Source organism: Ureibacillus sp. FSL E2-3493, assembly GCF_038077515.1.
Classification (GTDB): Bacteria; Bacillota; Bacilli; order Bacillales_A; family Planococcaceae; genus Ureibacillus; species Ureibacillus halotolerans.
Genome location: NZ_JBBOPK010000001.1, coordinates 691,645 through 715,016, shown reverse-complemented (window position 1 = coordinate 715,016; position 23,372 = coordinate 691,645). Strand labels below are relative to the sequence as shown.

The following is a 23,372-nucleotide window of genomic DNA, read 5'->3' as shown; positions in this document are numbered from 1 at the left end:
ATTTTCACTATACTTAACAACCCTATCTGCCAATCTAAGCGTTCTTCTTAGTATGCCTTCTGTTATTGGTATTGGCAGTTTTCCAACGGTACACAAAGGAAAGAAAAAAGCACTCGTTGTGATATCACATCGAATGCTTTGGCCAAATTCCATGTTATTGTAATTGGATCCTTGTAAGATCCCCCAATAAAATCAAAAATCATTTATATAAGTCTTCCTTTTAACAAATTGCGCTGTTATTGAATTAACAATCCAATCATTGCTCCAAGGGTTATCTATTTTCACAGAGAAATTATTATAACTAATTAGATTCCATTTGACGAATAGCATTTCCTCGAATAATATTATGGGTTTCCGTTAGTCTAAAACTACCTGACTAACCTGTCATCTCTTCAATTCAGTTATTCTTTTATAAGATCATAATACGCCATACTTCCTAAAATAAACGCACCCATACCATGTAAATCATTTTCAGATGTTGGGCGATCCACATAGTAGTCATATACTCCAGCTGAAGTACCGATACAAATTCCACTTAATATAAGTGTTGAATCTTTTTCTTCTACCATATGCTCTAACAATCCTTTATAAGCTTTATCCGCTACTCCACGATAGGAATCATCGACTAAACCATGCTCAATTGCCTTCGATATGAAATAAAGAAACAAGGCAGAACAAGAGGATTCTAGCCAATTATCTTCTAAACTACCTTTATCGACAATCTGATACCATAAACCCGTTTTGTCATCTTGGAAGTTAGCAATTGCTGGAATGAAGTTTTGAAGAGATGAAATTAATTGCTCTTGTCCTCGTTTTCGATCCCCTAAAAACTCTAACAAGTCAATCAATGCCGTACCATACCATCCGAGAGAACGCCCCCAAAATTCTGGTGAACATCCTGTTTCAGCATTCGCCCATGGCTGAACTTTCTTTTCATCCCACGCATGGTAGAGCAAACCCGTTTTGTCGTCTGTCATATGTTTTCTCATTAATTTTTCTTGTAAAAGAACGGTTTGAATTAATTCTTCCTCATGGAAATGCTGGCTATAAAGTACCATGAATGGTCCGCCCATGAAGAGTCCGTCTAACCACATTTGATATGGATATTTCTCTTTATGCCAGAAGCCATTTTCTGACGTTCTATTTAGCGTATCTAACGCACTCCTTAATCGCTTAGCGGCAATCATATACCTTGGATCTTTTGTTTCTTCATATAATGGAAACAACAAAATTCCCGCCATCGTTGAGTCAAGCTCATCTCTTGCGAAGCATAAATTTCCATACTCATCAATTAAACAATCAAAATAGCCTTTAATATAGTCGAAATATTCCCTTTTACCCGTTTCTTGATAAACTCTGTACATTCCATATAGAAAAACACCTTGATGATAGTGAAAGGATTTAGCGGGAGGCAGTTCTTCAGGATGAAATGTTTTCATTAAAGCTTGGCATGCCTTTTCCGCCATCACCAATGGCGTTTTTGTAGCGATTGTATTCGTTGTCTCTCCCATTGTTCATTCTCCTTTTCTTGAAAGTGATTTCACCTAAATTGATTTGAATTAGGCTGATTGTTACAGGCTTCTTCCATTATCAATAGTGAAAAACAAATGGATATAAATGTATTACTTAAATCTTTCAAAAAATTCATCCAGTAGAGATATTTTCTACTGAATGAACTTTACATCATATTTATTTATTAAACGTCTGGTCGTATTTCTCTTTTGACTCTTCAATTGCTTTAGCCCATTCATCTAAGAAATCTTTTGCCGACTTTTGTCCACTCATCACTTGCTGGATACCAGGGTCTACTAAATTATCAAGAATCGAGCGATAATCTGGTAAATAGAATGGTGGTTCATATAGCTTTGTTTCAGGGTTTTCATACACTTCAAATGCTACTTTAATATGTTGAGCATTTTGTACCCACTCGTCATCCAATACATCCGTGTTTGTTGGGATTTGCCCAGTGGATTCATTCCATAAACTTTGTGCTTCTGGAGAGTTAACAAACTCAGCAAATTTCCAAGCAGCATCACGATGTTTTGTACTATTGAATACTGCTATATTGACAGCGTTTCCACCTTCAGCAACATATTTGCCTTCCTCTGTCTTAGGAAGTGGAATCGTCTTAAATGTCCCTTCTTCTAATGATTTTTTATGCTCTCCGTAAGAACCAACATTATGGTGTACCATAGCAACAACACCAGTATCAAAACCTGCAATCATTTCTTTATAACCATTTGTAATATCACTCTTAGGAGTGAACTTTTCGTAGTAAGATAAATATTTTTCTACAAATTCAACATGTTTAGGGTCATTGATATTTACTTTTCCGTCTTCATCAAAATAATCTAAACCACTGTAAGCAAACATTAAACGCTGTAGCTGGAAGGATCCCCCTGCCCCACCGCGGATTGTGTAGCCATAACGACCATTTTCTTTATCCGTCATTTTTTCAATTGCAGTAAAGAATTCATCAAATGTTTCTGGTTCTTTTACTCCTGCTTCCTCAAACCAATCTGTACGAATCCAGATTGTATCTAAGTTTTGGGCATAAGGAATTCCATACAATTTACCATCTTGTGTAATCTTCTTATTAAATTCAATTGCACTTGCATTAATTTTATCCTTTAATTCAGATCCTTCAAAATACTCATCAAGAGGTAATAATGCTTCACGGATAGAGAATTCTGGAAGCCAAGTTGTTTGAACTGATCCAACGTCCGGCGTATCATTTGCAGCGATTGCCGCATCATATTTGGATTTAGCGGATTTATTTGGAATCCCTACATACTCAACGTCAATATTTGGGTTTGCATCTTCGAACTGTTTAATAATTTCTTCCCATAACGGTGTTCGCTCTGGACTTGCATTTTCATCCCAGAAAGTTATTGTTACAGGCTCATCTGAATTATTGTTTGAGTCATTTGATGCTGAAGGTGCTTCATCATCACCGTTGCACCCCGCAAGCAGTAAACCTGAAACAATTGATAACGCTAAAATAGAACTTTTGTATTTTCCCCTTTTCATAAACATGATGTTTTCCCCCTATTCCTTTTCATCATTTTATTTATTACAAAATTAACCTTTGACAGCTCCACCTATCCCATTGACAAGGTGCTTTTGTGCGTAGGCAAATAATATAACCGCAGGAATTAAAGCAATAACACTTCCAGCTGCCAATGCCCCATAGTTAACGTTAAACTCGCCCATCATCGAACTTAAACCAACAGGAAGCGTGAATTTGGATTGTTGATTCGTTAGCATCAAGGCTAATAAAAATTCATTCCAAGTATAAATAAATGTAAATACCCCTGTTGCTACAATCCCCGGCATTAGCAATGGAAAGACGACATGGCGTAATGCTTGCAGTTTAGAACATCCATCAATCATGGCCGCTTCTTCCAATTCCTTTGGAACATTTGAGATAAATCCTGACATAAGTATCGTTGTAAATGGAATCTCAACGGCTGTATACGTAATGATTAGAGAAAGCGGATGACTAATTAACCCTAAATTTTTAAAGATAATAAATAATGGAATAATCATCATTGCCCGCGGGATAAACTGAGTACATAATAGCATCAGCATGAAACCCTTTTTCCCTTTAAAATTATATCTAGCTAGAGCATAACCAGATAAAGTAGAACAAATCAGAACAACGATAACCGTACATATCCCGACGATTAAGCTATTTTTAAAAAAAGTGGCAAATCCAATGTTCGTCCAGGCATATACAAAATTTTCAACTGTCGGATTGGCTGGTAAGTATTCGAGTGGACGCTTAAGAATATCTCCCTCTGGTTTCAATGCTGTATTGATTGTCCAATAAATTGGAAATAAGGTAAAGCTAAGCATTAACGTTAGCGGAAGATATAAAGTTAAGATTTTATCTAGTTTTTTATTAGTTGAAAACATCCTTCAAATCACTCCTTTTCATAACGGGATAGCCTCAAGTAAAGGATGGCAAAGATTAATAGAATACCAAAGGAAACAACCGTTAATGCTGAACCATAACCGAAATTACTTCCGTGTACAGCTAAATCAGCAATATACATTGTTAGTGTTGTTGTAGAATGGGCAGGACCACCGCCTGTTAAATTGAATAGTAGATCGACGTTATTAAATTCCCAAACAACCCTTAATAATGTTGTTAAAATAATTGTATTTTTGAGTTGTGGCAAAGTGACATAAATAAACGTTTTCCATCTACTTGCACCATCCACTCTTGCAGCTTCATATAATTCGTTCGGAATACTTTGTAAGGAAGCTAATAGAGTAATCGCGAAGAAAGGAATTCCCCTCCATAACTCAGCGATTACAACAGATCCAAAAGCGGTTGATGTACTTGCTAAAAATGCCATCGGTTCGTCAATGAGTCCCAATTTCATAAGCAAATCATTGATAACCCCCATATGTTCATTGAACATCATTGACCACATAACGGAAGCAAGTACGCCTGAAATCGCCCATGGAATAAAGGCAACCGCCCGTGCTAGCCCTCTAAATTTGAAGGTTTGGTTCAGCAATAAAGCTAAAATCATACCAAAAATTAATTGAAGACCGACTTCTGAAACAACCCATTTCAAACTGTTAATTAAACTCGGAATAAACATTTCGTCTTGTGTAAAGATTTTTATAAAATTATCAAGTCCTGCAAAACTATTATAATAAGGTGCAGAAACATCATAGTTTTGAAGGCTATAGTAGAATACAGTTGCTATTGGGTAAAACAGAAAACCTAAAATAATGAGAAATGATGGCAAAATAAAAAGATAAGGTACCCATTTATCTTTTTTTATTTTCTTTTTATGTTCCACTTTTTTACTGTTTACAGCAGTTTCAGGAAATCCTTGTGAATAACTCATTTAGTTTCCTCCTTCCTAATGACAATTGTAAATGAAAACGGTTTCTTTAATAATTAAAGATTTTAAGATGATTGGTAAAAATTTTAAGATTTTTTAGAAAATTCTTTTCGCAACTAAAAGTTTGTTGCTACTATTCTAGTAATATAGGAGTGGAGAATTTTTTCTGTTTCTAGTTGCGAGATTTCCTTATCATTTAGTACAATGATTCGTCACTTTCTCTTGTTGGAATAATAATTCTTTTATTTTAATAGGCTTTCCTTCTTTGACAGACCTCCATACCCCTTCTCCAATGGCAATCGAATATGCCCCTGCTTCTGAGCCAGCTAAAATTGGATAGTTCCGGGATGGGTCAGGACCTAGGAAAAGATCTTCTAGCAAGATTGGATCACCACCTCCGTGGCCTCCTGGATTTTTGACGAGTTCAATTGTTTCTTTTGCTCCGAACAACGGAAAATAATCGATTGTTTGCTCAGGATAGTTAAAGTGGATTCTTGAGGGTTCATGGAATTCAGTTGTCTCAATTCGCCCTTTTGTTCCATTGATAGCAAGACGATATCCTTCATATGGAGCGGAAAAATTAATCGAATAGCTTAGTAAACTTCCTCCATCATATTTCACCACGGCCACATAAGTATCTTCAATACTAATCTCTTCATCGTAAATACAAGCATCAGGTCTGTAATTCGTATAAGGAATTTCCTCATAAACCCCCGCCAGAAGATGATCATCCCTCACAGAATTAGAACCACTACGTGGATTCCAACGTTTATGATAAGCACAGTTCCTTTGATCATCACAGTTTCCACAAAAGCGACTTGCTTTCTTCCGAGGGTTTAATTCCCCTTCCGGACCAAAATAATACAAGTCCCCATAGGCAAACACTTCTTCCGGTTTTTGATCTAACCACCAATTCACTAGATCAAAATGATGGGTTGATTTGTGAACGGACAATCCTCCTGAAAGCTTTCGATCTCGATTCCACCTTCTAAAATAACTAGAGCCATGGAAAGTATCAATATACCAATTTAAATCAACAGACGTAATTCTGCCAACCTTGCCTTCAAGAATCATTTCTTTGATTTTCCGATGGAATGGGCTATATCGATAGTTAAACGTGACAATGACACTTGCATTACTTTCTGCTTCAGCCTGCATAACTTTATAAGCATCTTTGGCGTTTGTCACCATTGGCTTTTCTGTAATCACATTAACTTGTATTCGTAACGCTTTTAAAATGTATTCAACATGGGTATCATCCCTGCCCGCAACTATGACATAATCTGGCTTTGTTTGTTCAATCATTGTTTCAAATTGATTCGCAGAAAACGTTGGAACATGTTTAAGAAGTGGATATTTTTGTTTACATATCGTAAAACGATAAAGGTCGGAGTCTAGGAGACCCACAATCTCACTTTCCTTTGAAAACTCGTTAATCATTGGACCGATAAACATTTGTAATGCCCGGTTACTAACACCGCAAATGACATACTTTTTTTTCATAACAACTATCCCCCTATATTCATGTTAGCGCTATCATTTCAATTACCTAAATATAACAAAAGTTAAAGATAGTGTAATTCAATCCTTCCCGACTCTCAATCAAAGTTTCTATTTACCTTAAAATTTTACTCATTCATCTTAAAATCTTTAATTATTTTCAAAGATGATTTCACCTAAAATTTAAAATGACCACAAAACAGAGGAAGGCAATTAAGGTTCCAAACATTAATCATTCAAACGGAGGAATAGCAATTTATACTTTGTGATTTTTTGGACCTTCCAAAATTAAAAATCATGTATAAAAGAGAGGTTATTATATGACTCATCTACTATGGCCAAATACAAATTTAGAAAACATTGAAGATGTTCCTACATTGATTCCCTATCTAGTTGAACACTCCGTTAGTCGTGGTGCTATCATCATTTGTCCCGGTGGAAGCTATCAGCGTCGTGCAAATCATGAAGGGGAACCCGTTGCAAAATGGTTAAACAAGCTAGGAATCTCTGCCTTTGTATTAAATTATCGAGTAGCTCCATATAAACACCCTGTTCCATTGGCAGATATCCAACGTGCGATTCGTTTTGTGCGATTTTATTCTAAGGAGTGGAACCTCGATAAACAAAAGATTGCCATTCTTGGTTTTTCTGCCGGAGGTCATTTAGTTGCTTCTGCTTCTACCCTATCCAGTTTTCATGCTTATCCTCCGATTGATAAAATAGATCAGGAGAGCAGCCGACCGAACTTTGCAATACTTTGTTATCCCGTTATTTCCTTTTTAAAGCATTTTCATGAAGGATCCCTCCATAACTTATTAGGAGAAAATCCCACTGATGAACTACGTGCTCAATTATCCCATGAGTTAAACGTCTCTCCCCACACGCCTCCAACGTTTTTATGGCATACGGCGGACGATGGCACAGTTCCTGTTGAAAATAGTCTTTTATATGCTGCAGCTTTATCGAAATGGAATATTCCTTACGAAATGCATATTTTCCCAAATGGCCGCCACGGACTTGGCCTTGCAGAAAAGGATGAAATCGTTGGACAATGGAAAAATTTATGTGAAAATTGGCTTTTTAGACAAGGGTTTTAAAAATTTCCCTGCCGTGCCATCTTATTAATTTTGATGACAAAAATAAGGGCTAACCTAAAGTGAAAAATCACTTTTTGGTTAGCCCCTTTATTGGATCAAGTAAATGACTATGCTCAAATGTTGAAGTTCCTTCATTTGTGCAGAGCACTTTCTAATTCATTTTTTAGCGATTATTAAATGCAGCGCCAACAAACTCACGGAACAATGGCTGTGGACGTTGCGGACGAGAAATAAATTCTGGGTGGAATTGACATGCTAAGAAGAATCTTTTCTCTGGTAATTCGATAATTTCAACTAATTTATTATCAGGACTTGTCCCTGAGAATACAAGACCTTCCGCCTCCATCGCTTCACGGAATTCATTATTAAATTCATAACGGTGACGGTGACGTTCATAAACAAGTTCATCATCATAAGCTGCCATAGCTCGAGAACCTTCTTTTAATTTACAAGGATATAATCCTAAACGTAATGTACCACCTAAATCAATGTCGTCACTTTGATCTGGTAGGAAGTCGATAATTGGATATGGTGTCTCCTTATTAAGCTCAGTGGAATGTGCACCTTCTAATCCAAGTACGTTACGAGCAAATTCGATTGTTGCCAATTGCATACCTAAACAAATTCCTAAGAATGGTACATCGTTTTCACGAGCATATTGAATGGCAGAAATTTTCCCTTCAATACCACGATCACCAAATCCACCTGGTACTAAAATGCCATCAGCATCTTTTAATAATTCATGAACATTATCAGCGTTCACATGTTCAGCGTTAATCCAATCTACTTCAATTTCAGAGTCATAAACATAACCTGCATGTTTTAATGCCTCTACAACGGAAATATATGCATCTTGCAGTTCTACATACTTCCCTACAAGGGCAATACGTGTTTTATTTGAAAGACTTTTCACTTTGTTTACAAGTTGTTTCCAATCATCCATATTAGCTTCAGGTGCTTCAATACCGAAATGTTCAAGAACGATATCATCAAAATCTTGAGCATGTAAATTCAATGGAATATCATATAAAGTTTCAGCGTCACGGGATTCAATAATATCACGAGATGTAACATCACAGAATAGAGCTAATTTATCTTTCATTTCATCTGATACCGGATGCTCTGTACGTACAACTAGAATATTTGGTTGAATACCTAAAGAACGTAATTCTTTTACGGAATGTTGGGTTGGTTTAGTTTTCAATTCACCAGCAGCCGCAATATATGGAATTAACGTACAATGAATATACATGACATTGTTATGACCAAGGTCTGATTTCATTTGGCGAATTGCTTCAAGGAAAGGAAGAGATTCGATATCCCCTACTGTTCCACCAACTTCAGTAATGACGATATCAGCACTTGTTTCTCTCCCTGCACGTTGGATGCGGTCTTTAATTTCATTCGTTACATGAGGAATAACTTGAACCGTTTTACCGTTATAATCACCACGGCGTTCTTTCGCAAGAACAGATTGGTACACACGACCAGAAGTTACTGTTGAATGTTTTCCTAAATTAATATCGATAAAGCGCTCATAGTGACCTAAGTCTAAATCAGCTTCTGCGCCATCATCTGTTACAAATACTTCACCGTGTTGATAAGGACTCATCGTACCAGGATCAATATTTAAATATGGGTCAAATTTTTGGATTGTTACTTGTAATCCACGGTTTTTTAATAATCGTCCTAACGATGATGCGACAATCCCTTTACCAAGGGAAGAGACAACCCCACCTGTTACAAAAATATACTTCGTCATTTGCAAAATCCTCCTCATTACTTCAATGCAGTTTATAAATAAGGCTTGAGAACTCGTATTCAGTGTATACATAATCATCCATTCCTAAATAAAAAATTTAAACCAAAATTATTTAGTCACCCTTTGATTTGCATACCTGTTTACTGAACCAAATTGGTAAAAGTTCATTAAGCCGATATTTGGAGAGTATCCCGTACTTCTAATGGAAAAAACAAAAAAACGCTCCACCTGCAATGGTTTGCAGGGGGAGCGTGTCATTTATCACGGTCAATCTCCATTTTTAATGGAGCCCAAGTAAAAGATTATATGGAACGATAAAATAAGTCAAGACCTTTAAACTAAAAGAGAAAAATTAGAAAATTTATTTTTCCTCTTCTTCGTCCTCGATGTCTTCTTCAACTTCATCGTCATCAATGATAAAACCATCTTCCTCATCAATGATTTCGTCATCGATATCTGCATCAACATCTACTTCGTCAATACCATCGATTTCTTCTTCAACGAAATCTAAATCTTCTTCCTCATCTTCGTCAACTTCATCATCTACGAATTCTTCGAAGTCTTCTTCAAATACTAAATCATCTTCATCAACGATTAAGTCTTCTTCTTCATCAATCGCAGCTTTTGATTTACGTTTACGAGCTTTAACAGTTGGTGCTGTTTCCTCTTCAATTGTTTCAATTTTATACCATTCACGTAAACCCCATGCATTTTCATGGTTTAAAAGGAAACGGCCATCGATATTCATATCTGTATAAAATTGTACAAGTCTATTTTGTATTTCTTCATCCGATAAACCATTTAAATTTTGGATTTCTTTAAGTAAATCTGCAAATACAATCGGTGTTTTACTCTCTTCTAAAATTGCATAAGCTAAGTCAATTAACGATTCTTCTGCTAATTGTTCTTTTGTCATTTCACGAATATCCAACCCGTGCACGTCCTTTCTTTTCATAATGCAATCAATTTTGCCTCATCTTCGTTGCCTTAAAATTTCCGATTTTTTATGGAAAGTACTTTTTATTTATTAAGTGCTTATAAAGCATAACTTCCAATGGGGAAATCTGCAACACAATTTGAGGCTTTATCTTTGTTCATTCTTTTCATTGTAAACATAAGTAAATATATCATATCCAAGAGTATTTTACTGAACAAAGATTTTACATATCTTAAGCATAATATCCATTATATACAAAGTGTTATACACTATGCTAGTTTCATTTACTGTTTTTTATTTTATAAATTTCTCGAATGCCTATATAAAACATTACACCTGATAAAATTAGTAGCGGAATAGACCCTAACTGCTTATTGTACAAAAAGAAAGTTGCAATGAGACATCCTAATATCAATATGTAATGTAAATATTGTTTTATCAATTGCAACCCTTCCTTTCTGTCCCATTCATTATAGCTAAATTTAAAAATTTTGTGCAGTTATTACTACCATTTTTTATGTAAAAATTCCTTATAGATACCATTTTAAGAAAATTCATGATAAAAGTAGTCTATTCTTACTGAAAATAAGCTTAAATAAGATAAAAAAATGGTTCTATGTCAAATGTTGGGGTGAAGTGATATTACACGGCACCCCGATTATCCTAAATGAATCCCAATTTTCTTAGATAAATTATTTAATAAAATTTTCGCTTTAAAGTGTTCATAGCTTCTAAAACCATAAGCATTACGCTTCAAAACTTTTGATTTATTATTAATTCCTTCTAAAAAACCATTTGAATATCCAAAACTTAAACTATTTAAAATTTCAACTTGCCAATTTTTTAGCGTTTGAATGGCCTTTAAAAATGCCGGAATATTTGCTTTTTCTACCTTTCGGTAAAAGGCTTCTAATCTTTTTTTTATTTCTATCAAATCATTTGAAGTTTTTGCCCAATCAAACCATTCGCAGTAAGCTTCTTTTAATTCATAGGCTTGCTTTAGTTCCTTCGACATTCCTATGTAACGATTTAAGTACCAACGATTCGTTTCTGTTAACTTATCAAATCGTTTATATAGTACATGACGCATTTTCTTACATTTCTTTCGATCATATGCATGCCATTCTTTTTGAACATTTCGACGTACTTCATCTAGTGCCCAGTAAATATAACGACAATAATGAAAGCGATCCGCAATAATAATCGGGCGATTTAACGCCTTCCTAACTGCTGCTTTAAAGCTTGGATTCATGTCCATAACCACAATTTCTACATCTGCACCGTATTTCATCAAGTAATCCTTAATGGTTTCTTTTCTACGATTTGGTAAAATATCAATTGGTTCATGTGTTTCCGCATTGGCAATAATTAATTGATAAGTTCCCGCATCGGTATCTGCTTTATATTCATCAATCGCGATACATTTTGGTAAATGAACCCCTTCATTTAATTGTTCCTTTACTACTTCTTTAAAGCGACGAATCACTGTTGAGCTTGATGTACCAAGTACTTCAGCTGCTTCTTTAAATGTTTTTGCCTTTATTGAACGGATTCGTACAACTTGATTCCATTCTTTCGAGAAACGTTGATATTTATCCACGAAAGGGGATTTTTCTGAAAAACGTTTCCCACATTGGCATACATAACGACGACGTTTATAAAAAAGGACGGTTAATCGTTCAAACCATTTTAAATGATTAATTTTTTGAATTCGATAATCATGGACTTTTGATGTTATATTCTTGCATGCTGGACATTGATGTTCTTTTTTTGGTATGGAAACGTGTAGAACAATACGTTCCCCCATCTCCTCCACCTTATGAACAGTTACACCTTTTAATCCTGGAATATTCATGTTAAAATTCATTTGCACGTATCACCTTTCATTGCTTGTTTCTCGACAATTCAAGTATATAGAAATCGGTGATTACGTGCTTTTTTATTTATGAAATTTTTTTAAACCCCAACAAATATTATAGAGCCAAAAAAATAATCCGACTTACCTAAAAAAAGCGCTTGCATTATAAACCTTTCCTCGCAAGCGCCCGATTCATTATTCCTACATATTTCTTCTATATTGCCCGCCAACCTCGTATAGAGCTTTCGTTATTTGCCCAAGGCTAGCTACTCGAACCGTTTCCATCAGCTGTTCAAAAATATTTCCTCCTGAAAGAGCTGTTTCTTTTAATTTATTAAGTGATGCTTCACACTCTTCTTTATGTCTTTCTTGGAAACTTTGTAAATTGGTGATTTGTAATTCTTTTTCTTCCTTCGAAGCTCGAGCAATGTCCATACTATCAATATCCTCAGCAGAAGGAGGATTAGGATTTAAGTAAGTATTTACACCGATAATTGGTAACTCACCAGAATGTTTAAGATGTTCATAATACATTGATTCCTCTTGTATTTTGCCCCGTTGGTATTGGGTCTCCATCGCACCGAGAACCCCACCCCGATCATTGATCCGTTCAAATTCTTCCAAAACGGCTTGCTCTACTAAATCCGTTAACTCTTCTATTATAAATGCCCCTTGTAGAGGATTTTCATTTTTAGATAGACCGTGTTCTTTTGTAATGATCATTTGTATGGCCATCGCTCTTCGTACGGATTCTTCGGTAGGTGTTGTAATCGCTTCGTCATAAGCATTTGTATGAAGAGAATTACAATTATCTTGAAGGGCCATTAATGCTTGTAATGTTGTTCGAATATCATTAAAATCGATTTCCTGAGCATGCAAAGACCGCCCAGACGTTTGAACATGATATTTCAATTTTTGAGATCGTTCATTTGCACCATATTTGTCTCGCATTACAATCGCCCAAATTCGGCGAGCTACTCGACCGATTACAGTATATTCAGGATCTAATCCATTGGAGAAGAAGAATGATAGATTAGGTGCAAAGTCGTCAATGTTCATTCCTCGACTTAAATAATATTCTACATACGTAAAGCCATTAGCTAACGTAAAAGCTAGCTGAGAAATCGGGTTGGCTCCTGCTTCAGCAATGTGATAACCGGATATTGAAACGGAATAATAATTACGCACTTTGTGATCGATAAAGTATTGTTGAATGTCTCCCATCATACGTAAAGCGAACTCCGTAGAAAAAATACATGTATTTTGTCCTTGATCCTCTTTTAATATGTCCGCCTGTACTGTTCCGCGTACTACTTGCAATGTTTTTTCTCTTACCTCTATAAATTCTTCTACCGTTAAAGGACGACCTAATTCCTTTTCTTTCTTTTGAACTTGTTGATCAATTGCAGTATTCATAAACATTGCTAAAATGATTGGTGCAGGACCGTTTATCGTCATAGAAACAGAAGTAGATGGCGCACATAAATCAAATCCATCATATAACTTTTTCATATCATCTAATGTACAAACACTTACACCCGATTCTCCCACTTTTCCGTAAATATCCGGACGGTAATCGGGATCTTCTCCGTATAACGTAACGGAGTCAAATGCTGTAGATAGCCGTTTTGCATCATCATCTTTAGATAAATAATGGAATCGTTTATTTGTACGTGCTGGTGTACCTTCACCAGCAAACTGACGTTTTGGATCTTCCCCTTGTCGTTTAAAAGGAAATACACCAGCCGTGTAAGGAAATTCTCCGGGTACATTTTCAGCATAAACCCAATGTAAAATTTCACCATAATCTTTGAATTTAGGTAATGCCACCTTTGGAATTTTTGTTCCAGATAAGGATGTCGTTTTAAGTAAAGTCCGAATTTCTTTATCACGTATTTTTGTAACTAATTCATCACCTGAATAGTCTTCTTTTAGTTTTTCCCAGTTTGAAAGAATTTGCTTCGACTCGGCAGACAATACATTTCTAACCCCTTCTGCTAATGATTGAAGGGATGAGACAAGGGCGTCTTCTGGTGAATTTTCTAACACTTGGGCAATTGCCCCTTCTAGTTGATATAGTTTTCTTCCTAATTCTACTTGGTGGGCAGCCTGTTTATGATAGTTACGTACTGTATCAACTATTTCCCTTAAGTAGTATCGTCGGTCGTTTGGAATAATCACATCTTGTTTTTGTGTTTTAATAAATTGTTCATAGGATGTTTTCCAATTGTATCCGCATTTTTCATTTATTTTCGATACAAGGGCGGCAAATAACGAATTTGTTCCTTTATCATTAAATTGACTTGCAATCGTTCCATATACCGGCATTTTATCTAACTCTAATGACCATAGTTCATGGGATCGTTGGTATTGTTTTTGCACTTGGCGTAATGCGTCTTCCGAACCTTTCCGCTCAAACTTATTAATAACAATTAAGTCTGCATAATCGATCATATCGATTTTCTCTAATTGGGATGGAGCACCAAATTCGCTTGTCATTACATACATGGATAGATCTGTATATTTTGTAATTTCAGCATCCCCTTGACCAATACCACTCGTTTCGACAATGATCAGGTCATATCCAGCTGCTTTTACTATATCTAAAACATCCCCAATAGCGTTTGAAAGCTCTGTTTTTGAACCACGAGTTGCCAAACTTCTCATATAAACACGATTATCGAAAATCGCATTCATTCGAATACGGTCACCAAGTAGTGCCCCACCAGTTTTTTGCTTCGTTGGGTCTACTGAGATAATGGCAACCTTTTTCTCTGGAAATTCACGTAAAAATCGACGTATTAATTCATCTGTCAAGGATGATTTCCCTGCCCCACCAGTTCCAGTAATCCCTAAAACAGGTGTCTTTTTCGATTTTTTCCGCGCTTCATTGATTAATTGAACAGTTTGCCCATCTCCTCCAATTTCAGCAGCTGTAATTAAATTTGCTAATATTTCTGGCGTATTCGTTGAAAGTTTTTGAAGTAATTCAATAGGGTTTTCTTTCAAAGTAGAAAAATCGGCACCTTCTAATTGTTTATTAATCATACCTTGTAAACCTAGCTGCATCCCATCTTCAGGTGAAAAGATACCCGCAATACCATATTCATGGAGTTCTTTAATTTCACGAGGTAAAATAACCCCTCCTCCACCTCCATAAATTTTAATATGCGGAGCACCCTTCTCCCTTAATAAATCATACATATATTTAAAGTATTCCATATGTCCGCCTTGATAAGATGAAACGGCTATCGCTTGAGCATCTTCCTGAATCGCTGCATTGACAACCTCTTCCACCGAGCGATTATGTCCGAGATGGATTACTTCAGCACCGCTTGCTTGTAATATTCTTCTCATTATATTTACCGATACATCGTGACCATCAAACAAACTAGAAGCTGTCACAAATCGAATAGGATGTTTCGGTCGATATACTCCCGGTTTTTCTGTTGGATGAATTTCTTCAACATTTACCATACGTTTTTCCCCTTTCAAAACGTGTATATATAGATCTGTTCCTTTGTGAAAAATGTTTCCCTTTGCTAACATAGCCGAATGAAAACAACACCGCTTATCGGCAACGTGTACACGTATGCAATTAGCGGTGTTTAATTAGCGTTTTCATCATGTAAAATTCCCGATAAACACATTTTCGTTTGGGCAATCGTATAGTCATTAATAGTAAAATGTTTCTGTAAAGCCCATTTACGAAAGGCCCATGCCTGCCCTTGAACTACAATATGATTTGCTGCTAAATAGATATCATTATCGGTTAATGCCATCTTTCCAGATTGCACACATTTTTTTAAAATTCTCTCAAACAGCGCCACCATTTCGAATTCTTTATTGAGTACGTAAACTTGTGCATTTTTCGGTAATGTCTTTGTCTCTTGATACATTATGGTAAATTCATCTACCATACTATCAATTAGTAAAAAATACTGTTTGATTGCCTCTTTCAGTTCTTCAATCGTTCCAGAGCTTGTAGAAATTTGTGATAGTCTTTTCGTCACTTGATTATAAATATCATCACATACTAAATAGAGAACGTCCTCTTTTGTACGTATATATTCGTACAATGTCCCTATGCTAAATCCGGCAGCTTTAGCAATTTCCCTTGTGGTCGCCCGATGAAAGCCTTTTTCTTTAAATAATTTGAGGGCAGCATTTACAATTTGCCTTCGACGCATTTCAATTAAACTTTCATCTTTAACTGATGACTTGACTAAAATTTTCTCACTCTTTTCTGTCATCGATTATTTCGTAAGCATACGAGAGATTACTAATCGTTGAATCTCTTGTGTCCCTTCATAAATTTGCGTAATTTTCGCATCGCGCATATATCGCTCTACCGGATATTCTTTTGTATAACCATAGCCTCCAAAAATTTGTACGGCATCAGTTGTGACAGACATCGCAGTATCGCCTGCCATTAATTTTGCCATTGCCGATGCTTTACCATAAGGAAGATTGTTCGATTCTAACCATGCCGCCTGGTACGTTAATAACCTTGATGCTTCTACTGCTGTTGCCATATCTGCTAATTTAAACGAGACGCCTTGATTGGCTGCAATTGGCTTTCCGAATTGGACACGTTCTTTCGCATATTCTGTCGCCGCATCTAATGCCCCTTGTGCAATTCCGACAGCTTGTGCTGCAATTCCATTCCGTCCACCATCTAACGTTTTCATTGCGATGATAAAGCCTTCTCCTTCTTGACCGAGCAAGTTTTCCTTTGGTACTCGACATTGATCAAAAACAATTTCCGTTGTAGGTGATGAACGAATTCCCAATTTCTTTTCTTTTTTCCCAACAGTAAATCCAGGGAAACTCGATTCTACAATAAATGCACTTGTTCCTTTATGCTTAGATTCAGGATCGGTTACCGCAAACACAACATAAGTATCAGCGATTCCACCATTTGTAATAAATATTTTGGAACCGTTTAATACGTACTCGTCGCCTTCTCGTTTTGCAGTTGTTTTCATACCACCTGCATCACTACCAGAGCCTGGTTCAGTTAAACAATAAGCTCCAATCTTTTTTCCTTCCGCCATTGGTCGAAGATATTTTTGTTTTTGTTCTTCATTACCGAATTTAAAAATAGGCCATCCAGCTAATGACGTATGGGCTGATAACGTGACACCCGTCGATGCACAAACTCTGGATAATTCCTCAACAGCAATACAATAAGCTAAATAATCGAAGCCGGCTCCACCGTATTGTTCTGGCCATGGAATACCCGTTAAACCGAGTTCAGCCATCTTATCCCAAATTTCCCGATCAAAACGTTCTTCCTCATCCCGTTCTGCAGCAGATGGTGCAACTTCGTTTATAGCAAATTCCCGTATCATTTGTCTCAATTGTTCATGTTCTTCTGATAATTGAAAGTTCATCTTGTCATATCCCCCATCAACTTTTCATTGGTTAAAAAAAAATCAATATATATCCCTTTGTATTTTATAACTGTTTACTAATGACGATTTTTTGTATTTCACTTGTACCTTCATAAATTTCAGTTACTTTCGCATCTCTAAAATATCTTTCAACTGGGTAATCTTTCGTAAAACCATAACCTCCAAATATTTGCACAGCTTCGGTTGCAACTTGAACAGCAGTTCTAGATGCAAACAATTTCGCCATAGAAGCTTCTTTACCACAAGGTAAACTTAACGAATGAAGGTTTGCTGCTTTGAAGATTAATAATTTCGCCGCTTCTACCGCAGTTGCCATATCCGCTAATTTAAAACTAACCCCTTGATTTGAAACAATTGGCTTCCCAAATTGTATGCGTTCTTTTGCATAATTTGTGGCAGCATCTAATGCGGCTTCTGCAATCCCTAAACTTTGAGCAGCAATACCGATCCTTCCTGCATTTAAATTTGCGATGGCAATTTTAAACCCTTCGTTTTCCATCCCTAATAGGTTTTCTACAGGTACTTTCATATTTTCAAAGGTTAATGGGACTGTTTTTGAACCATGAAGCCCCATCTTCTTCTCATTTTTTCCTACAATAAAACCAGGTGTATCCTTTTCAACAATAAAAGCTGAAATACCTCGAGAGCCTTTTTCTGGATTCGTCGATGCGAATACAATATAAACGTCCGCTTCTCCACCATTTGTAATAAAAACTTTGGATCCATTTAAAACATAATGATCACCCTGTTTTACAGCCTTTGTTTTTAAGGCACCTGCATCTGAACCAGCTTCCGGTTCGGTTAAACAAAAAGCACCTAAATATTCTCCCGTTGCTAATTTTGAAACATATTTATTCTTTTGCTCTTCCGTTCCAAAGTAGAGAATCGGGTTCGTTCCTACTGATGTGTGTACCGAAAGAATTACCCCTACAACAGCACTAATTTTCGAAATTTCGTTGATTGCTAGAATGTAGGAAGTAAAGTCCATCCCTGCACCACCATATTTATTTGGTACAGTTATCCCCATTAAACCTAACTCCCCCATTTTTTTTAGAATCTCCCTCGGAAATTCTCCCTGCTCCATTTGTTCTACGAATGGTGCAATTTCAGTTTCCGCAAATTGACGAACCATATCGCGCAACATAATTTGTTCTTCATTAAAGTTAAGATTCATGATGTCCTCCTTAATCTTCATAAACATAGAAGCCGCGGCCCGTCTTTCTCCCTAACCAACCTGCTGCTACATATTTACGAAGCAGTGGACAAGGGCGATATTTACTATCTCCCAATCCTTCGTGTAAAATTTCCATAATATATAGACATGTATCTAAGCCAATGAAATCCGCTAACGTGAGTGGACCCATTGGATGATTCATTCCTAGCTTCATCACATCATCGATTGCCTCTTTTGTGGCAACCCCTTCATAAAGGGCAAAAATCGCCTCATTTATCATCGGTAGCAATATACGGTTAGAAATGAAACCTGGGAAATCATTTACTTCTACCGGTGTTTTTCCAAGTTGATGAGTCATTTCCTCAACGGTTTTATATACTTCGTCTGCTGTTGCAAGACCACGGATTATTTCTACAAGTTTCATTACAGGAACAGGATTCATAAAATGCATGCCGATTACTTTTTCCGGTCTTTCAGTTACAGCAGCAATTTCTGTAATTGGTAAAGAAGATGTATTTGTCGCTAAAATAGCATGCTTAGGTGCTATTGCATCAAGTTCCTTAAAAATAGTTTGTTTAATATCCATATTTTCTGTTGCTGCTTCGATTATCAAATCAGCATCAAAGGCATCCTTTAAATCTAATGACATAGTAATTCGATTTAAAATTGCTTCCTTTTCTGCTTCTGTTTTTCTTCCCTTTTCAACATCCCTCGATAAATTTTTCGTAATAACATGAAGTCCCCGTTCAAAAAACTCTTGTTTCATATCATTAAGTTTCACTTCAAACCCTGCTTGAGCAATCACTTGGGCTATTCCTGATCCCATTTGTCCTGCTCCAACAACCATCACCTTTTGAATCGTCATATTTCAATCCCCCATTATGTTCGAACGTTTTTTACCTAGTTGAAACAATTTTGTTATTGTTTTGGTACTTCAATCATGATGGCATCTCCTTGACCACCACCTGAACAGATGGCTGCAATACCAATACCTCCACCCCGGCGTCTTAATTCATAAGCTAAAGTTAAAATAATTCTCGCGCCTGATGCTCCAATTGGATGTCCTAAAGCTACTGCTCCCCCATTCACATTAACTTTTTCTGGATCCAATCCTGCAATTTGATTGCTCACTAATGCTACAGCAGCAAACGCCTCGTTTATTTCAATTAAATCTATATCATCCACAGATTTTTGTGTTTTCTTTAATAATTCTTTAATGACAATACCCGGTGTTTGAGGGAAATCCTTTGGTTCCACTCCAACTTCCGCATGTCCTAATACATAAGCAAGTGGCTTACGTCCTTCACGCTCCGCCCGTTCTTCGCTCATTAACACAAGGGCGCATGCCCCATCATTTACCCCTGGTGCATTACCTGCTGTAATTGTTCCATCCTTGTCGAAGGCTGGTTTCAATTTTGATAACGCTTCCATTGTTGTGTCTTTTCGAGGTGCTTCATCTTCTTGAATTGTCGTAACATCACCTTTACGACCCTTTATTTCAATTGGAACAATCTCTTCAGCAAATTTTCCTTCTTCTATTGCTTTGATAGCTAATTGATGACTGCGAACTGCCCATTCGTCTTGCACATCCCGTGAAATATCAAAACTACTCGCTGTTTCATTTCCGTAAGTGCCCATATGAACATTATTTGGATGAAAGGCACAAGATAGTCCATCATATACCATTCCATCTACTAACTTCGCATCTCCCATCCGAAGACCCCAGCGTCCTTTTGGTAAATAGTAAGGTGCGTTGGACATAGACTCCATACCACCGGCAACAATCACCTCTTCCTCTCCCAACCGAATGAGTTGATCTGCTAGTGTGACACTCCGCATCCCAGAAGCACATACTTTATTGATCGTTTCTGTTTTAACTGTGTAAGGAATGCCAGCTTTTGTTGCTGCTTGCCTAGAAGGAATTTGCCCTTGGCCCCCTTGTAAAACTGTTCCTATAATCACTTCTTGTACTTCCTCTGGTTGAATATTTGCTTTTTGTAAGGCGGATTGAATGGCATTTCCTCCAAGATCACTCGCTGAAAGAGATGCAAGAGAACCTCCAAATTTACCAAATGGTGTTCTAGCCCCTTCTAAAATAACTGATTTACTCAAAATCCCCATCCCCTTTGTTTTTGAATAAAAATTGTTATGCTTCTGAGCTTCATTTTCCTTTAATCAATTTGATAGATTAAGATTATCCAATCGACTGAACGCTCGCTCAATTTATTTTTAATAAAAAAGGGAGTCATTTAGAACTCCCCTTTTCATCTTTAACTTCATTTTACAGAATACTGATAAATTATTCAATTTCAACTTTTCTAAATTTTATATTTTCGCTTAATTTCTGCATAAAAATGTTGAAAAAAACAATAATTTTGTTCCATCTTATCAAAAGAAGTCGATTCCCAATTAGTTTCTATCTATTTATTTCTTAGTCACTTGCAATTACTTGCTAACTGTCTCTAGTTCCTCCTGATTTTCTACGGAGATTTCAAAACTTTTATCACCAAATACAGAGCGTTCTAAAAGTTCGGCGATATCATAAGTACCGACTGTTTCTTCCACTTCCTTCGCCTTTGTACCATCCGACAGCATTGTTAAGCAATATGGACAGCCTGATGAAATAATGGAAGCACTTGTAGCTAATGCTTGTTCTGTTCGAGCAACATTAATTCGGTTACCAACATGTTCCTCCATCCACATTAAACCTCCACCTGCTCCACAACACATAGCCGTTTCACGATTTCGTTCCATTTCAACTAGGTTTACACCAGGAATCGCTTTTAAAATTTCCCGTGGTGCATCATATACGTCATTGTAACGACCTAAATAACATGAATCATGGAATACAATTGTTTCATCAACTCGATGGTTTAATGTTAATTTCCCTTGCTCTACTAGCTCATATAATAGTTCCGTATGGTGATAGACTTCCCCTTCCCATCCGAAATCTTTATATTCATTTTTGAAAATGTTATAGGCATGAGGATCAATCGTTACAATTTTCTTCACTTCATTTTTCTCAAACTCTTCAATATTAGCTGTTGCAAGCTCTTGGAATAAAAATTCATTTCCTAATCGGCGAGGTGTATCACCGGAGTTTTTCTCTTTATTCCCTAAAATAGCAAATTTCACGCCTGCTTCATTCATTAATCGAGCAAAGGACAGAGCGATTTTTTGTGAACGACTATCAAAGGATCCCATCGAGCCGACCCAGAATAAATAGTCAAAACCTTCTCCTGATTTTTTCGCTTCTTTTACAGTCGGAATATGAATAGATGAATCAAGGTCTCGCCAGTTCTCCTTTTCTTTACGGTTAAGACCCCAAGGATTTCCTTGACGTTCGATATTGTTCATAGCCCGTTGAGCATCGGAATTTACTTTTCCTTCTGTCATCGTTAAATAACGGCGAAGATCAATGATTTTATCTACATGTTCATTCATAACAGGACATTGGTCTTCACAGTTTCGGCATGTTGTACAAGCCCAAATTTCCTCTTCTGTAATAACGTCTCCGATTAATGATGGACTATAAATATCCTCAACGATTGCCCCTTCTGCCCCTGCAGCCATTGCAAGTTGATTGCCCTTTGAATTGTTAAAGGCAAAAGCAGGAACCCAAGGCTTTTGTTTCGTTGTAACAGCACCTGTAAAAGTTAAATGATCACGTAACTTAACGATTAAATCCATCGGGGACAGCATTTTACCTGTTCCCGTTGCAGGGCACATATTCGTACAACGGCCGCATTCTACACATGCGTATAAATCGATTAATTGTTTTTGAGTAAAGTCTGTAATTTTACCAACACCAAAGGAAGGCATTTCTTCTTCATCTTCCGCCTCTTCCATCGCATCGAAATTAATTGGGCGAAGCGTACCAGCACGGTCTAATCTGTGGAAGTAAACGTTTACAGGGCCAGAGATAAGATGGAAATGCTTTGATTGCGGAACATACACTAAGAATGTTAATAAAATCAGTAAGTGTACCCACCACATAATATAAAATCCTACTGCAGCAGCTTCAGCTGGTAAGAAACTAAATATAGCAGCAATTCCTGAGGCAATCGGCTCACTACCAGTTAAGCCATGATTATGCCAAATAATTCCCATGCCGTTTCCAACTAATGTGGAAACCATTAATCCACCGATAAAAATTAATACTAGTCCATTTTTCCAACCTCGTTTTAGACGAACGAGCTTTTCAATATACCGACGATAAAAAGCTCCAAAAACGGCAACTAAAATGACCGCAGCTACAATTTCCTCAAATAACGTAAATACTTGATATAATTGTCCTAATGGAAGGTGTGATCCTGGAGCTAATCCTTTCCAGATAAAATCTATAGCCCCTAATTGAACGAGAAGAAATCCATAGAAAAATAAAACATGGATAAATCCGCTTTTTTTATCTTTTAATAATTTAGATTGTCCAAAAACATTGACCCAAATTTTTTCGAGTCGCATCATAACATTGTCATTAAATTCTTCTTTCTTCCCAAGCTTTACAAACTCATATCGTGTTTTTAACAGATAAACAAACAATCCTACTGCGTATAGCACGACCGCAATAAACAACACCCAGTTTGCAATTAATAATGCATTCATTTCTTCTCCCCCTTATCTCTTTTTCCCCTTTGTTTCTGTTTCTATTGATTATTCCTATCAACCTATAATTATGATTAGCATTGATTAGAAATCTCTTATTATTCTGTTTTTATTGTAAAATATGAATGAGCATTCAGTCAATGTATTGTTCGGAAAT

16 protein-coding genes are annotated in these 23,372 nt (G+C 36.6%); 1 reads left to right on the top strand and 15 read right to left on the bottom strand.

Annotated features, from left to right (window positions below; all coding sequences use genetic code 11):
* Window positions 1-401 precede the first annotated feature (401 nt).
* The 5 genes from MHH69_RS03835 to MHH69_RS03815 all read right to left on the bottom strand — a co-directional run bounded on the left by MHH69_RS03835 (window position 402) and on the right by MHH69_RS03815 (window position 6,368).
* Window positions 402-1,511 (bottom strand): glycoside hydrolase family 88/105 protein, encoded by a 1,110-nt coding sequence (locus MHH69_RS03835; RefSeq protein ID WP_122971435.1) that lies wholly within the window; start codon window positions 1,509-1,511, stop codon window positions 402-404.
* Window positions 1,512-1,689: 178 nt separating this feature from the next.
* Entirely contained in the window at window positions 1,690-3,036 is a 1,347-nt protein-coding gene (locus MHH69_RS03830) for an ABC transporter substrate-binding protein (RefSeq protein ID WP_341361775.1), read from the bottom strand.
* Window positions 3,037-3,081: 45 nt separating this feature from the next.
* A complete protein-coding gene (locus MHH69_RS03825; protein WP_341361774.1) occupies window positions 3,082-3,918 on the bottom strand; it encodes a carbohydrate ABC transporter permease in 837 nt (278 codons plus the stop codon).
* A gap of 8 nt (window positions 3,919-3,926) precedes the next feature.
* The gene (locus MHH69_RS03820) at window positions 3,927-4,868 is read right to left on the bottom strand and encodes a carbohydrate ABC transporter permease (RefSeq protein ID WP_122971433.1); all 942 of its coding nucleotides are present in this window, start codon (window positions 4,866-4,868) and stop codon (window positions 3,927-3,929) included.
* Window positions 4,869-5,057: 189 nt separating this feature from the next.
* Window positions 5,058-6,368 carry a Gfo/Idh/MocA family protein gene (locus tag MHH69_RS03815; RefSeq protein ID WP_341361773.1) on the bottom strand — a complete coding sequence of 437 codons (1,311 nt, stop codon included), beginning with the start codon at window positions 6,366-6,368 and terminating at the stop codon, window positions 5,058-5,060.
* Window positions 6,369-6,685: 317 nt separating this feature from the next.
* Here MHH69_RS03815 and MHH69_RS03810 point away from each other — a divergent pair, with 317 nt between their 5' ends.
* Window positions 6,686-7,462, top strand: a complete 777-nt coding sequence (locus MHH69_RS03810) for an alpha/beta hydrolase (protein WP_122971431.1) — start codon at window positions 6,686-6,688, stop codon at window positions 7,460-7,462.
* A gap of 163 nt (window positions 7,463-7,625) precedes the next feature.
* Here MHH69_RS03810 and MHH69_RS03805 read toward each other — a convergent pair whose 3' ends face one another.
* The 10 genes from MHH69_RS03805 to MHH69_RS03760 all read right to left on the bottom strand — a co-directional run bounded on the left by MHH69_RS03805 (window position 7,626) and on the right by MHH69_RS03760 (window position 23,215).
* Window positions 7,626-9,224: a CTP synthase gene (locus MHH69_RS03805; protein ID WP_122971430.1), complete on the bottom strand. Its 1,599-nt coding sequence runs from the start codon at window positions 9,222-9,224 to the stop codon at window positions 7,626-7,628.
* A 361-nt stretch (window positions 9,225-9,585) separates the two neighbouring features.
* On the bottom strand, window positions 9,586-10,155 hold the full coding sequence (gene rpoE, locus MHH69_RS03800; protein WP_174232659.1) for a DNA-directed RNA polymerase subunit delta: 570 nt from the start codon (window positions 10,153-10,155) through the stop codon (window positions 9,586-9,588).
* A 664-nt stretch (window positions 10,156-10,819) separates the two neighbouring features.
* A complete protein-coding gene (locus MHH69_RS03795) occupies window positions 10,820-12,034 on the bottom strand; it encodes an ISL3 family transposase (RefSeq protein WP_136292374.1) in 1,215 nt (404 codons plus the stop codon).
* A gap of 186 nt (window positions 12,035-12,220) precedes the next feature.
* A complete protein-coding gene (icmF, locus tag MHH69_RS03790) occupies window positions 12,221-15,496 on the bottom strand; it encodes a fused isobutyryl-CoA mutase/GTPase IcmF (protein WP_341361772.1) in 3,276 nt (1,091 codons plus the stop codon).
* A gap of 131 nt (window positions 15,497-15,627) precedes the next feature.
* Window positions 15,628-16,272: a TetR/AcrR family transcriptional regulator gene (locus MHH69_RS03785; RefSeq protein ID WP_122971428.1), complete on the bottom strand. Its 645-nt coding sequence runs from the start codon at window positions 16,270-16,272 to the stop codon at window positions 15,628-15,630.
* 3 nt (window positions 16,273-16,275) lie between these two features.
* Window positions 16,276-17,415 (bottom strand): acyl-CoA dehydrogenase, encoded by a 1,140-nt coding sequence (locus MHH69_RS03780; protein ID WP_122971427.1) that lies wholly within the window; start codon window positions 17,413-17,415, stop codon window positions 16,276-16,278.
* 64 nt (window positions 17,416-17,479) lie between these two features.
* Window positions 17,480-18,610 carry an acyl-CoA dehydrogenase gene (locus MHH69_RS03775; RefSeq protein ID WP_122971426.1) on the bottom strand — a complete coding sequence of 377 codons (1,131 nt, stop codon included), beginning with the start codon at window positions 18,608-18,610 and terminating at the stop codon, window positions 17,480-17,482.
* Window positions 18,611-18,620: 10 nt separating this feature from the next.
* The gene (locus tag MHH69_RS03770) at window positions 18,621-19,475 is read right to left on the bottom strand and encodes a 3-hydroxybutyryl-CoA dehydrogenase (RefSeq protein ID WP_122971425.1); all 855 of its coding nucleotides are present in this window, start codon (window positions 19,473-19,475) and stop codon (window positions 18,621-18,623) included.
* A 53-nt stretch (window positions 19,476-19,528) separates the two neighbouring features.
* Window positions 19,529-20,722 (bottom strand): acetyl-CoA C-acetyltransferase, encoded by a 1,194-nt coding sequence (locus MHH69_RS03765; RefSeq protein WP_341361771.1) that lies wholly within the window; start codon window positions 20,720-20,722, stop codon window positions 19,529-19,531.
* 333 nt (window positions 20,723-21,055) lie between these two features.
* Window positions 21,056-23,215, bottom strand: a complete 2,160-nt coding sequence (locus tag MHH69_RS03760; RefSeq protein WP_341361770.1) for a (Fe-S)-binding protein — start codon at window positions 23,213-23,215, stop codon at window positions 21,056-21,058.
* Window positions 23,216-23,372: the final 157 nt, after the last annotated feature.

What these genes read in the sequence shown, in the direction of transcription:
- MHH69_RS03835 (WP_122971435.1), bottom strand. Translation starts at nt 1,511, where the DNA reads ATGGGAGAGACAACGAATACAATCGCTACAAAAACGCCATTGGTGATG.
- MHH69_RS03815 (WP_341361773.1), bottom strand. Translation starts at nt 6,368, where the DNA reads ATGAAAAAAAAGTATGTCATTTGCGGTGTTAGTAACCGGGCATTACAA.
- MHH69_RS03770 (WP_122971425.1), bottom strand. Translation starts at nt 19,475, where the DNA reads ATGACGATTCAAAAGGTGATGGTTGTTGGAGCAGGACAAATGGGATCA.
- MHH69_RS03785 (WP_122971428.1), bottom strand. Translation starts at nt 16,272, where the DNA reads ATGACAGAAAAGAGTGAGAAAATTTTAGTCAAGTCATCAGTTAAAGAT.
- MHH69_RS03810 (WP_122971431.1), top strand. Translation starts at nt 6,686, where the DNA reads ATGACTCATCTACTATGGCCAAATACAAATTTAGAAAACATTGAAGAT.
- MHH69_RS03775 (WP_122971426.1), bottom strand. Translation starts at nt 18,610, where the DNA reads ATGAATCTTAACTTTAATGAAGAACAAATTATGTTGCGCGATATGGTT.
- MHH69_RS03760 (WP_341361770.1), bottom strand. Translation starts at nt 23,215, where the DNA reads ATGAATGCATTATTAATTGCAAACTGGGTGTTGTTTATTGCGGTCGTG.
- MHH69_RS03805 (WP_122971430.1), bottom strand. Translation starts at nt 9,224, where the DNA reads ATGACGAAGTATATTTTTGTAACAGGTGGGGTTGTCTCTTCCCTTGGT.
- MHH69_RS03780 (WP_122971427.1), bottom strand. Translation starts at nt 17,415, where the DNA reads ATGAACTTTCAATTATCAGAAGAACATGAACAATTGAGACAAATGATA.
- MHH69_RS03820 (WP_122971433.1), bottom strand. Translation starts at nt 4,868, where the DNA reads ATGAGTTATTCACAAGGATTTCCTGAAACTGCTGTAAACAGTAAAAAA.
- MHH69_RS03830 (WP_341361775.1), bottom strand. Translation starts at nt 3,036, where the DNA reads ATGTTTATGAAAAGGGGAAAATACAAAAGTTCTATTTTAGCGTTATCA.
- MHH69_RS03825 (WP_341361774.1), bottom strand. Translation starts at nt 3,918, where the DNA reads ATGTTTTCAACTAATAAAAAACTAGATAAAATCTTAACTTTATATCTT.
- icmF (WP_341361772.1), bottom strand. Translation starts at nt 15,496, where the DNA reads ATGGTAAATGTTGAAGAAATTCATCCAACAGAAAAACCGGGAGTATAT.